The sequence below is a fragment of the Chryseobacterium sp. T20 genome, assembly GCF_047345655.1.
Classification (GTDB): Bacteria; Bacteroidota; Bacteroidia; order Flavobacteriales; family Weeksellaceae; genus Chryseobacterium.
On sequence record NZ_JBLFDU010000013.1, the window covers coordinates 56,147 to 68,436 of the forward strand.

Below are 12,290 nucleotides of genomic sequence, written 5' to 3' on the forward strand. Positions count from 1 at the left end.
CCCCGAACCCCGACTATGAAGAAGAAAAAACGTGAATATCAATCCTCTGAACTGGTAAAATCTTTTGCCAGAATTTATGGTTTTGAACATAAACTAGTTGCTTTTGACATTAAAGATTTCCTTGAAGAATATCTTGATGAAAGTCTTTTCAATGAAATCAGAAGTGTCAATATAGAAAACGAATGTATCATAATCAAAATTGATTCTCCTCTACTGAAGCATGATTTTAAAATGCGGAAAAGCTTTTACCTCAAGAAGTTTCAGGATAAATTTGGAATAGAGAAATTTAATGATCTTCAGATATTATAGGAGTAGAACGCAAATTCATTTAAATAATTCACTAATGTTGAAATTATTTTATTCTATGCAATTTTATATGTATTTTTAATGCACATTAAATATTTTTACCATGAAAAAATCAATTGCATCAAAAAAACTGACTAGAAAAACTTTAAAAACAATACAGGGAGGAGGCGTTGGACAGATTTGCTGTGCTGTAAGCTGCGCTAATGAAAACGAATGTGCTTATTGGACAACCTTGCCTACAAAATGCCCATTACTTCCTATTTGTCTTTAATAGCTATAACAATAGAAAAATGCTACCCGTGGGTAGCATTTTTTATTATATTAATGTTCTTCTGATTTATTAGAAATGGTACTGCTCATCAAATCGTCTGCTTTTTTATCCAGACCAGAGCTTAATGGTAGGAAGAATTTCAGCGGATGTTTCGTAAAGTATCTGAAAATCTCTTTATAGATCTCACTTACCTGTCCGAAATTCATTTTTCTTGACCTGAATGCCAGGAACATCGACAAACTGAAACTTACCAGGAAGTTGAAGAAACCAATCAGGAATACCGTTACAAAAGACATCCAGAATGTATAGGAATCTACAGAGAAATCTTTTCCATATAACCCTAAAGCAAAGTTTCCGGCTGCAAAGGTGATGTGTCTGATATCCAGATCCAGTCCGAAAAACATTCCGACCGGAGCTGTTGCCCCAAGGAAAACCCCAAACCAGAAATTAGAAATGATTCCCGGCCAGTTTTTAGCATAATATTTTGAAAGTCCTTTTGCGAATTTCTTTCCAAAAAAGCTTCTGATGGAAAGATTTTTAGCAATTCTCTCCGGTATCTGATAAAACACAGAGTTGTTCCCGATATTTCCCGAAATAATCCCGGAAATAAAAAGATAGAATCCGGCAATACTGGCATGCAGAATAGCCTTTGATTTAAAAGGATCTAGGTCTTTTAACAGTTTATCTGAACGCTCTACAGCAAGGTTTTGGGAGAAAAACACATCCAATCCATAAATAATGGCAAGAGCTACCGGAAAAGCAAGCAATACATTCCCTACAAAGGCAATGAACTGGCTTCTGAACAGCTTGGATACCAAATGGGCAAATTCCGTATTGTTTCTTTGAGCATTTCCTTCTTCAGATAGTACTTTTGTCATCGTGGCAGCAGTCATAGCCGGCTGTTTTGTAGCAAGTGTAAAACCCATCAGATAAATCATCACAAATCCCATCGCATAGTTCATGGAATAGAGAAAGGCATGTGAGAAATCACTTCCCGGGATGTATCCATAGAGCATTTTCAGAACACAAAGTGCCCCTACGATAATACCACCACCACTCGCTTTGTAGAACATGGTCATATATTCTTTTCGGGTAGAAGTTATATAATGGGTCCCGGTTTCTGCAGTGTGATTGGTAATAAGGTGTGAGATCAACCTGGTACTGTCGTTGATGAGATCTGAAATATTATTCTTATGAGATTTATAACTCAGAATATTAAAAATCAACTGCTTAGATTTTATCTGAATATCTTCATCTGTATCAATAACCAATAACTGAACAATTTCATATATTCTTTCAGTCTGTTGACGGATTTTTAACAGAGATTGATTAATCTTCCCAGAGATACCATATTTGGCAGAATTTTTAAAAGCAATATTCACAAACTCCTGGCATTGTTCTGCGTAGATTTTGATCTGCTTATATCGGCTGTCTTTTGAATGCAGTTGTAATTCAGGATCTTTAACCAGATCATCGGCCAATGTTTCCAGCTCATTCTGAAGGGCAAGAAACGGATTATCCAGATTTCTGTATTGAGGGGCCATTCTCACCACTTCCACTTCCATCGCCATTCCTGTTACCCTCCAGGAAAGGATGTTCATAGAGAAAATAAGTTCTTTTTTAACGTTAGGGCGGATAATAAAATCCGAAGCTCCCAACATATTAAAAAATTCATTGATCTCATTTTCAGGAAGGTTATGCAGATATTTTAAATCCTTCTTCGGCCTCATACTGACGTTATCGATCATGTACCATACCGTATTTTCGTTTTCAACGGGTGGCAGAACCTTGTTCAGTATTCTTTTTTTAAGCTCCGGAAAGAAGGCATTTTCTGAAAGAATATTTGCTTCTGTCAGTGAAAGGTTGAAAGGTCTTCCTCTAAAAATATTGTGGATATAATATTTAAAGTTCTCAGCAAAATTAGGATTGCTTCTGAAAAAATTGAGCACATCTGTAAAATCGGCCTCTTTTATCGTCTCTAAAAACTCTGCAAAGGGTTCTAAAGAAAGAGTTTCGTTCTTAAAAGAAAAATATTTTTTAAGAACTGACTCAAAATTTGTGCTGGAATTAAAGAATTTCATTAGTACAAAGATACTATTTCAAACTCACATTCCTCATCTGTCTCATGATCCAATTATGTTTCTTTCTTAAATAGGGGGATGGATTCTTTGGATCATACTTCTTTGGATTAGGCAATACAGCTGCAATCCACGCTGCATCTGAAGTACTTAAATCTTTGGATGATTTTCCAAAATAATATTGAGCAGCAGCCTCTACACCAAATACACCTTGCCCCATTTCTATGGAATTCAGGTATCTTTCAAGGATAATATCTTTAGTCCATACTTTTTCGATGATGAAGGTATACACTGCTTCCAGTCCTTTTCTTACCCAGCTTCTGCCCTGCCAAAGAAATACATTCTTTGCTGTTTGCTGGGAAATGGTACTTCCTCCTCTTATTTTTTTGCCTTTCTCATTATATTTCATGGCTTTTTCAATGGCCGTATAATCGAAGCCGTCATGATCAAAGAACTTCTGATCTTCAGAAGCAATTACGGCTTTTTTCACATTACTTCCCATTTCGTCATAGGAAATATAATCCCTATGCAGTTTTCCATATTCAAAAAGTCCTCCTATCTGAGTAAGAGTAATGGGTGGATTAAAGAATCTACCCCAGATGATAAAAACTACATTCAAAACAAGAATGATGAAGATAAGCTGTTTAATTTTTTTCCACATAACTTGATAAAAAGGAAAGGCAAAAATAAGCAAATAGTATGAGTTACTGCAATTCTTTCATGTAAGTAAGCTGATAATTGGGTAAAAGTTCAGGATGAAAGATTTTTATATAATCTTTAAGGATCAAATCTGCTCTCACCACACCGCTTTCAAAGAAATCATTCGCTTTCAGTTTTTCTTTTCCTGCAATGGTATAGATCTTTCCCTTATTGAATACATCCAGCTTTCCATAGAAAGGATTCATGCCCAGCATTTCTTTTTTCGAAGTATGACTTCCTGCATTTACCCAGTACTGAACACCTCCTGCTTTGGCATAAACTTCCTCAAAGCTCATTGTCAATGCTTTTTCATCTTTATTGTCCTTCATAATGTAATTTGCATTGGCATCCGAAATATAATGAGCCACAGAAGTATTTCCTCCAGGAAGATACCAGATGTCACCATACATTTCATTAGCAAGTACCACAGGTTTTTCTTTTGCTTTTAACGCAAGTTGTTTCAGATCGCTGTAATTCTTTTCAACTTCCTGATATTTAGTTTCAGCTTCTTTTTCTTTTCCTAAAAACTCTCCAAAAAGTTTAATATAAGCTGTTTTTTCCAAAGGTTTCTGTTCCATGTATTCATCCAGAAATATTACCTGAATGCCATTGTTTTTCAAAAGTTCATAAGTATTATCAAAACTGGCAATGTGATTGGTAAAAATAGCATCCGGTTTCATAGAGATGATCTTTTCCACATCATATTTCTGTTCACTTCCTACATTTTGTATTTTCCCTTCCTTGATCAGATTCTGAATTTTATCTGAAAAAATATACTCCGGACTGGAAACTCCTATGATTAAATTTTCTGCCCCAAGCTCTGAAATATACCCTGCCATACTAGCATTCAGCAGGATTATTTTCTTGAAAGGAGTCTGATTCTGCTTAAAATTATAAGTAAAATTCCCCGATTTCAACTCCAGGTTTCCTTCCTGTTCCTTGTATTGGGTACGATTTGAGATATTTGTCCAATCTGAGGACGAAATTTTTGATTCTCTTTTACAGGCAATTAGCGAAAATACCGTAAATAAAAGTAAAATTTTCTGTTTCATTCTTCAAAGAACGGAAAAAAGTGGTATATTTGCAACCGTTAAACAACAAGATAACAAACGGCCTCGTGGCGCAACTGAATAGCGCATCTGATTACGGCTCAGAAGGTTACAGGTTTGAATCCTGTCGAGGTCACAAGACGGGGGTTTAAATTTTTCGAATTTAAATCCCCTTTTTTTTGCTTAGATAACTCCCTCCTAATCAGGAAGATATTATCAACAAAAGAGTTGATTTTGCTAGTTTGAAAATCGTTTCCATCAAAAATTATCTTTTCAGGGTATATCAAACTTACAATTGCGCGCTTGTCTATAGGGCTAGCTTTAATATACCTCTCTGAAATATTTCCAACTATTTTTAGTGCTTTGCTAATTTTATCTTCTACCCCTTCTTTTTGTTCTGACTTTACCAATAGGCTAAGTTTATATTCAAGGTCATCCAGTTCTCCTTTATATCTATTTTTAATGTCCCTAAAATCCTCTTCATCAATTTTGTCCGACAGGTACATATCCCGTGCCTTACTAATTCTATCATTTAATTCACTAATTCTGCTCTTAAGAGTACTACGTTCACCATCAAAATTCTCAGAAGTAGACTTTGTATTTTTTACGATGATCTTCTTTAATATTTCTAGGATTCCTATCGGAAAATCATATTTGGAAAGCTCTTCTTCAAAAAGTTTGTTAACTTTATCAGAATGGTGTCTAAATCCACAGGCTGTGGTACAATGATAATAGTAATAATGTTTTGTATGCCCCTTTGAACTACTCGCCGTCAGATTCTTTCCGCAATTAGGACAAAGCAGAAGACCACGGAGAGGATATCTTTCTTCATTGATTATCCTTCCTCCTGGCAATCTGAGATCTTTTGTACCTTTCTTTTTCAGGACATGCTGAACCTTTAAAAACAACTCCTCCGAAATTAATGCTTCATGTTTTCCCGGCACAATAGCCTCCTCTTCATTTTTATAAGCACGTACATATATTTTACCACAATAAGTAACATTCCTCAGTGCAACCATAAAAGCATTACTAGAAATATTTTTACCCTCCCTCTTATTCATTTCCACTCTCACCTTTGCAGTTGGAAGATGGCCTTTTGCCACTTGTTCAAAAGCCCAGATTATATTCGAAGCTTCTGGTTGTTTAACGGCAACATACTTTCTACCATCCTCAGTACACTTGTTTACATAACCGTAAGGGGCTATTCCCATCAACCGCCCCTCCTTAATTGCACGTCGCATTCCATTAGTCACGTTTAGTGCTCTCCTATCATTCTCAACTTCAGGAGTTGACAGGTAAATAGCCAAGAGCACTTTATTTTCGGGTATACTTAGATCCAATGGCTGTTCAATCGCCTGAGGTAATATATTATTTTTTTTAAGGTGTCCAATCATTTGGTAGGCCTCGGAGGTATTCCTGCTGAATCTGTCCCATTTAGTAAACAAAATTAAGCGCTCTTCGCGATATCCACGGCTCCTTTTGAAACTTTGTAGATAATTTTTCCACTCGGGACGATCAAAACTTTTGGCAGAATGATCTTCGAAAATTACTCTGTCGATCGTAATAGCTAGCCTATCACAATGAAGACGCAAACGCTCTTCCTGGTCCCTCTGTGAGTACCCCTTATCTGCCTGTTCGTCTGTAGATACTCGGATATACAAATCTGCGATCATAATTCAGTTATTTAATTTGGTAATGAAATTAGAAGTGCCACCAAGAGAACTAGCAACCGTCTGATCCTTAAAAATTTACTAGAAAATCTAATTACATAAAATTACAAAAAACTTTTAATCGGGAGAGAATATTTCCTTGATGGTTATCCTTGCCAATAGATGCAAAAACTCCATGATTTTAATTGCTTCCTCTTCATCCACATCAATACCTGCCTCTTTTAGCATTATCATTGACTGTTCAATGGGCAACTCATCCAATTTCATAAGGTGGTCAGGTCCAATATCTTTCAAATTTGAACCATTCCCACTATAACTGCTTCCATTTCTTCTTTTTTTTGTAGTCATTCTGCATAATTATTTTAGGAATCGAAAAATTACCAACATTGTATGGCCAACATCTAAATCAGTGTAAAACTTACCTTAAATAACCTACACTTTCCTAATAAGCTCCGTATAATGCAAAAGCATCGTTTTGTATTAATTATCAGCAAGAATTGCTAAATTTATATAGGCGAATAGTAATGTTATATAAAATGGGTAATTTGTTCGAGAACAGTAAGTTTGAAATCGAGGTTAATGGCTTAAAAGTTGTTGTAATCGAACACACTTTAAGGGATCAGCAGATTTTTCGTCTCGTTTTTGACGATAACAGAGCTCCCTTGGTAATAACTTCAGCCAAAACGTGGTCAGGTGAAGTCTGGACAAGTATTCCACAAGGAAGACAAAAAGAGGCAGAGCTATTCGGTAAAGAAATTAGTAAACATTTAAAAACTTAATCATATGTGTTATTACAACGGACAACGAGTTTCAAGAGACGAATTCATTCGCTTGATGGATTTGGAAAAAGCAGTAATGAATTATGATTTTTTAGATCAAGAAATACACGAAGGATTTAATTACGGAAATATTGCTGTTTTACGCCCAACGGAAGATAAATGCAATTTCGATATCGTCCAAATGGAATGGGGATTTATCCCTTCTTATACAAAAAACAGAGAAGATGTTAAGAAAATGCGTTTTGGCTATAAAGATGGGAACGGAAAATGGCACCAGGCTTACACAACATTAAATGCAAAAGGTGAAGAGCTGCTTATGAAGGATGAAAATACAGGTCGTGAAAAAATGTTTAGGAAAGCGGCGCTGGAAAGAAGATGTTTAATACTGTCAAGTGAATTTTATGAGTGGAGACATCTTTACCGTCTAAACAAGAGAACTAATCAACCGCTCAAAACAGCAGATAAATATCCTTATCACATCGGTCTCAAAAACAAGGATTATTTTTTTATTGCTGCAATCTGGCAAAATTGGACTGATAAGGACACAGGAGAAACGGTGGATACCGTGGCTCTTGTAACGACAGAAGCAAATCCTCTAATGAGACAAATTCACAACTCTAAAAATCGTATGCCTACTATGTTGCCAGATGAACTTGCATGGGAATGGATGATGCAAGATCTTAGTGAGGAACGAATCACGGAACTTGCAACCTATCAGATCAACACTTCTGAAATGGAAGCATATACAATTGAAAAAAATTTCAGAACGACTGGAACGCCGACAAAAGCATTTGTATATGCGGATGTCCCTGAACTTACATATGAGGTTAATTGAATAAAGTTCAATTTTCTATCTTAAACTTCTAAAAAATAGTGGAGAGAGAGGAATATTTAAAGTTCCTCTCCTCCTACCCATATTCAATGACCGAACTAAATCTCTGATCATTTTTATAAGGATGAGTTTTAAAGAATTCCTCCCGCCTTTCATTGGTTTTAAAACGAACTTCACGTTCTCCCCATACCGTATAAACAAATTTTGAGCTAGTTTCAGCAAGAAACTGGTCAAACAAGTCTTTTCTGAAATAAACAAAGCTATCATTATTGTTAAAATCCTCAGCATTATTTAAGTGGATAGCCGCTAATTTTCCATCCTGGTCAAATAGGTCAAATGTCTGTGCCTCACTTATAAGTCCCAGATGATTCACAATTTCCTTTGCTAAAACTGAGATATGACCTGCATCATTAACCGGACTGTGATAACTTTCCCAATTGTAATCCATTACTGGTATTAATACTTCAAATTCTTTATTTACATTAACTTCGACTTCAATTTCCTCTGGTAAATTTGATTCGGTGAAGTCATCAGACCAAATTAAGTTTTGATAATAACCCGGTTCATCCTTCTTGATCTTCACTTTCCTAATTTCAAGATCAAATCGTAAATCACCATAATTACTGTAGGTAGCTTCATCAATATTATACATTTCGCCAGCGAAGCAGTAATAATTTTCACTTTTATCCGGAATTTGAATTTGAGAAAAATTTTGACCTTTTAATAATTTAATGACTTCATCATATTGCGAGTCTTCGATAACCATTCCTCGAATTACGAGATAGCTATTTCGCTCTGTGGAAATCTCCTCCTGTACAATAAAGCCATCCAAGCAAACCCAAGGACCTGGGTTTCCATTAATCTCATCGATCTCCAAATAACCATCAAATATAGGCGTTCCTCCGTTTTCATACCATTCGTTTAAAGGTGTTGACCTGTCCCCCAATAAATCATTTTTAAAAAAAGGTTCGTTTGCTGTCTTCTCAGGAAAGCTGGGATCGATATTTGCATCAGAAAGTCGAAACCTGTCCCAATCTTTTTCTAACAAACCAAGGTCTGCCCGTAATCCAGCATTTTCAAAATAAGCGATCCATGAATATTTTTTTCCATACCGCTCGACTTTGGGTTGTCTACTTCTGTTACTATTATAATAATTATCGTTTCCTAAAGCAGTTTCGACTGCACCGAACATATCTGTATTCCAGCCCAAATCATATATCCTCCAATATATTTGTTTTCTTACCTTAATTTTTTCTTCAGGATTGGAATATGCATGACCTCCATTGACTATCCGTCCTAATGTATAATTGCTAAAATCCATTTGCATTGGTCGATCATAACCATAATCGTTTTCTCCATAATCGAATTCTTGTAATGCTCTTATTCCTCCAAAAGTGTATGGTGGTCGAATATTCAGCTGCTGTTCTGTATTTAATAAAGTAGGATGATGAATTAAGCCAATTTCTATAACTCGTCTTGCGTAGTCTCTGGCTAGAATATGCGTAGTTCCAAATCTTGCATCTTTGGCAAAGATTAGGTCGTATAAGGATTTACAAAATACAGGTAGCACGTTATTTCGGAAGTGTTCTCCCACTATAGAGTTATATTGAGCCATCACAATACCATAAGATGCTGCCAGTGTGCGCTCCCAGATATATGGGTCATTGTATCCCAACGATTCCTCCACTAAAGCGATGAATTCCTCTGGAAACTTCCTGCCATAAAAATATAGTGCTCTTGTGACCTGATCACGTAAGGCTCGATCGGTACTTGTTAAAAACCAGACTATTGCTTTCGAAACTAATTTTTGCTTTCTTAGTATTATGTCCGATTCAGGGCTGATGTTACGGCATTGATTTTCAAATTCGGAAATAAACTGCTCCAATTGATAGCTGTTCTTCCTTACGTATTCCGTCCAGGTAATATCACGCTCATTCATCTTTAATCTGGCTAGAATTGTGCTCAGGAAAATCGCATTGAGCGGGTGATTTACATCGCCCATCGTTTTAAAAGAGAGATCAAAAAGGATTTCTTTATTTTCATTATTTATCATGAAAACTTTAGCAACTAAATCAATATCACTTGTTTTTACCAGCCGACCAGGCAATACAAAAAGTGATTGGAAAGATTTATCAAAGACAAAATCCGAAAAATCAGCCAGGTCTGTCACTTTGGTTTTCAGGAATCGTGGCAGATAATTATAAATCTTAGAATCCGCAAGCTTAACTAGCCAGTCACTTCGTAATAATTGATGAAATGTGCTATTTTTTAGCTGTGGCAGCAGCAAACATAGTGCAGCTATGACATCTTCGAAAAGGGGATGTTGACCTTCTGGAAGAAACACCTGCCCAATAAATTTTTTGCTTTTAAAAAATGAAAGATCTGCATTATTGGTAATTAAATTTTCAGCAATCATATAGCCTGCCAGGACATCGTATGTAAAGCTTATATATTCAGTTTCACTTCTAATATCCCGATTTATCACAAGACCTTCATCAAGAAGTATATCAGCCTTTGATTTATCTTTCTCATAATTATCATTTTCGTCAATTAAGGCATAAAAATCCCCTACCGGCAGCTCCCGCAGATTATTTACCCAAAGATAATTAGACAATTTTTTAAGGGATACAGAAATAAAATTCTCATTGCTTCTAAGGATCGGCTTATTTCTGGTCACTTTCCTGTTGATCTGCGTCAAATACTCATTAAAAATATCGTAAGATGACTCCTCTTCAATGTTTACCGCAATTTCACCAGAATGCTTCCAGTTAGGATTCTTTATTTCGCAAAATATTTTAAGAAAGATTGGGTCGCCAAATTTATCAATCGAAGCAAAAAATAAATCCGACTTCAGTTTATATTTCTTGAAATATTTTTGAACCGCTTCATGAATAGTTTCGGAATCGCGGAATCCATCTATATTATGAAATTCAGGTTTATAAGTGTCGTCCCATATCCTATCAGCATATGAACCTCGACAGGTGGTAATTATAGCGACATTCTTTGTCTGTTTAATCTTTGCAATAAATCCTTGTAGATGGTTCCTCCAGATAGGTGAAAAAAGCCTGTTTGACACCGTTTCATTCAGACCATCTATAACAATAGGAATCCTTACTTTATGGATTGACCCGTAAACTTCCAAAGCATTTAAAAGGTCATCAAATGAATATTCTTGCGGTATATCTAGAATTTTACGCACTGTATCGCTGATACTGGTCTCATCAGTAAATTTATCACCTGTCAAAAATATTACTGGTTTCGACTCTTTAATTCTGTTAAATGCAATATCAGTGGATATATGTGTTTTACCTTTGGCTGCATCACCTATAAAATGCAGTTGCCTCTGGTTTCCATGAAAATAATTTCTAAAAAAACGTCCGAAGTCTTGTGAAAAATTTGACATTAAGGATGTGATATTCTGCGACTCCCTAGATGCCCTTGATGTTTCATCAAAATCAAATTCATCAAGTTTAGTATGGAAAGCGATCCACTTCGATCGTAAATCCTCGGTACTGAATAGCGCTAGTTTTTCAGGTTCACACTTTTTAAAGCATTCATCAACAAAGTCAATTTTACCAACAGTCTGTTTTACAAGATCTTCAAATTCATTACAAGCAGAAAAAAAATCTCTTCTCAGAGCTTCCTCCGCGGGGCTGATCATGGTAGTGTTATGAAAGTCGTGTAGTTCCTTGCCTACCTGATTGGCTACCTGCAGGAGATCACCTTTAAGCTTTCCCGTCAGGTTAGTATAGTTTGGATCAAGTACTACACAATCTATTATGGATTTTGTGAACTGATCAATAGCATGCAATTCAGGATCGTATTTATCCTTTACCTTCTCAAAATTTTCAAAAAACTTTGTTGTAAACCAACCCTGATTTAGTTCAAGTTCCCCAAAAAAGAAACTACGTACACCTTCGTTTTTAGGTTCTTTTAAGAATGCAATAATTTTTGATTCTCCCCAAAATTCCAGAGAGATTGCACGACCAACAGGAATTTTTTTCGATAGTTCATCATCGAACCAATTCTTCTCGCCTTTACTGAATTTTCCCGCTTTCGAAGTACTTTCCGTTGTAAGATCAGTTTTAAGGCAAACAAAATATTTGGTTAAATTTCCATGATTCCTAATTGCTGTCTCAAAGGAATTTGAAATAGCTAAGTCTCTATTAGCAATACTTAATCTTCCTGTATCACCAAAAAATTTACATTGCCAGCCCCATCTTTCGCCAGAATGATGATCGAGATAAAATTCTACCCCACCGTCTCCTCCGCTACCGTCAATCGCCGTAAATGTTCCTAAATGTCCATATTCTTTGATTGCCAGCTGGTAACATAGGTGCTCGAAACACTGCGTGGCCTTCCCATTATAGGGCTTAAGTCTGTTGAAGTCAACTTTATCAATTGTAATCATAAATTTAATAACATGGGTTTGCCAGCAACACGAGAAAAGTTCTTTTGTTTTTTCTATAACCTCCTTAATTAAGAACTATTTATCAACTCACAATGAAATTAAGCATCTTATTTGGCAAATTTATGCCATAATCAAATAGTATATTTTGACTCTTAAATAGGTAAAAATTGCATGATGCAGAAATTTACATCTATT

At 35.8% G+C, this 12,290-nt stretch carries 10 protein-coding genes and 1 tRNA gene; 5 read left to right on the plus strand and 6 right to left on the minus strand.

Annotated features, from left to right (window positions below):
- Window positions 1–15: 15 nt before the first annotated feature.
- Both ACMA47_RS21835 and ACMA47_RS21840 read left to right on the plus strand, forming a co-directional pair.
- Window positions 16–309: a hypothetical protein gene (locus tag ACMA47_RS21835; protein WP_034699575.1), complete on the plus strand. Its 294-nt coding sequence runs from the start codon at window positions 16–18 to the stop codon at window positions 307–309.
- 100 nt (window positions 310–409) lie between these two features.
- Complete coding sequence (locus ACMA47_RS21840) at window positions 410–577, plus strand: hypothetical protein (protein ID WP_157885754.1); 168 nt, start codon at window positions 410–412, stop codon at window positions 575–577.
- A gap of 50 nt (window positions 578–627) precedes the next feature.
- Here ACMA47_RS21840 and ACMA47_RS21845 read toward each other — a convergent pair whose 3' ends face one another.
- From ACMA47_RS21845 to ACMA47_RS21855, 3 genes are read right to left on the minus strand one after another with little or no spacing between them, the layout of a single operon-like run.
- Window positions 628–2,658, minus strand: coding sequence for a recombinase (locus ACMA47_RS21845; protein ID WP_413931479.1), 2,031 nt, complete (start codon window positions 2,656–2,658; stop codon window positions 628–630).
- Between the two features lie 13 nt (window positions 2,659–2,671).
- Entirely contained in the window at window positions 2,672–3,316 is a 645-nt protein-coding gene (mtgA, locus tag ACMA47_RS21850) for a monofunctional biosynthetic peptidoglycan transglycosylase (protein WP_034699571.1), read from the minus strand.
- A gap of 43 nt (window positions 3,317–3,359) precedes the next feature.
- Window positions 3,360–4,406: an ABC transporter substrate-binding protein gene (locus ACMA47_RS21855; protein ID WP_413931480.1), complete on the minus strand. Its 1,047-nt coding sequence runs from the start codon at window positions 4,404–4,406 to the stop codon at window positions 3,360–3,362.
- Window positions 4,407–4,465: 59 nt separating this feature from the next.
- Here ACMA47_RS21855 and ACMA47_RS21860 point away from each other — a divergent pair.
- Window positions 4,466–4,539, plus strand: a tRNA-Arg gene (locus ACMA47_RS21860).
- Here the strand turns inward: ACMA47_RS21860 and ACMA47_RS21865 are convergent.
- Both ACMA47_RS21865 and ACMA47_RS21870 read right to left on the minus strand, forming a co-directional pair.
- On the minus strand, window positions 4,505–6,076 hold the full coding sequence (locus ACMA47_RS21865; protein ID WP_413931481.1) for a recombinase family protein: 1,572 nt from the start codon (window positions 6,074–6,076) through the stop codon (window positions 4,505–4,507). The two genes, ACMA47_RS21860 and ACMA47_RS21865, sit on opposite strands and share 35 nt — an antisense overlap.
- Before the next feature lie 114 nt (window positions 6,077–6,190).
- Window positions 6,191–6,421 (minus strand): hypothetical protein, encoded by a 231-nt coding sequence (locus ACMA47_RS21870; RefSeq protein ID WP_413931482.1) that lies wholly within the window; start codon window positions 6,419–6,421, stop codon window positions 6,191–6,193.
- A 197-nt stretch (window positions 6,422–6,618) separates the two neighbouring features.
- On the opposite strand from ACMA47_RS21870, the gene ACMA47_RS21875 reads away from it, so the two are divergent.
- Window positions 6,619–6,852: a hypothetical protein gene (locus tag ACMA47_RS21875; RefSeq protein ID WP_413931483.1), complete on the plus strand. Its 234-nt coding sequence runs from the start codon at window positions 6,619–6,621 to the stop codon at window positions 6,850–6,852.
- A 4-nt stretch (window positions 6,853–6,856) separates the two neighbouring features.
- Window positions 6,857–7,687 carry an SOS response-associated peptidase gene (locus tag ACMA47_RS21880; protein WP_413931484.1) on the plus strand — a complete coding sequence of 277 codons (831 nt, stop codon included), beginning with the start codon at window positions 6,857–6,859 and terminating at the stop codon, window positions 7,685–7,687.
- 73 nt (window positions 7,688–7,760) lie between these two features.
- Here ACMA47_RS21880 and ACMA47_RS21885 read toward each other — a convergent pair whose 3' ends face one another.
- Complete coding sequence (locus ACMA47_RS21885; RefSeq protein WP_413931485.1) at window positions 7,761–12,095, minus strand: hypothetical protein; 4,335 nt, start codon at window positions 12,093–12,095, stop codon at window positions 7,761–7,763.
- Window positions 12,096–12,290: the final 195 nt, after the last annotated feature.

Excerpts from the sequence above, each read along its gene's own strand:
- ACMA47_RS21835 (WP_034699575.1), top strand. The coding sequence starts at position 16 with ATGAAGAAGAAAAAACGTGAATATCAATCCTCTGAACTGGTAAAATCT.
- ACMA47_RS21845 (WP_413931479.1), bottom strand. The coding sequence starts at position 2,658 with ATGAAATTCTTTAATTCCAGCACAAATTTTGAGTCAGTTCTTAAAAAA.
- ACMA47_RS21865 (WP_413931481.1), bottom strand. The coding sequence starts at position 6,076 with ATGATCGCAGATTTGTATATCCGAGTATCTACAGACGAACAGGCAGAT.
- ACMA47_RS21855 (WP_413931480.1), bottom strand. The coding sequence starts at position 4,406 with ATGAAACAGAAAATTTTACTTTTATTTACGGTATTTTCGCTAATTGCC.
- ACMA47_RS21840 (WP_157885754.1), top strand. The coding sequence starts at position 410 with ATGAAAAAATCAATTGCATCAAAAAAACTGACTAGAAAAACTTTAAAA.
- mtgA (WP_034699571.1), bottom strand. The coding sequence starts at position 3,316 with ATGTGGAAAAAAATTAAACAGCTTATCTTCATCATTCTTGTTTTGAAT.
- ACMA47_RS21880 (WP_413931484.1), top strand. The coding sequence starts at position 6,857 with ATGTGTTATTACAACGGACAACGAGTTTCAAGAGACGAATTCATTCGC.
- ACMA47_RS21885 (WP_413931485.1), bottom strand. The coding sequence starts at position 12,095 with ATGATTACAATTGATAAAGTTGACTTCAACAGACTTAAGCCCTATAAT.
- ACMA47_RS21870 (WP_413931482.1), bottom strand. The coding sequence starts at position 6,421 with ATGACTACAAAAAAAAGAAGAAATGGAAGCAGTTATAGTGGGAATGGT.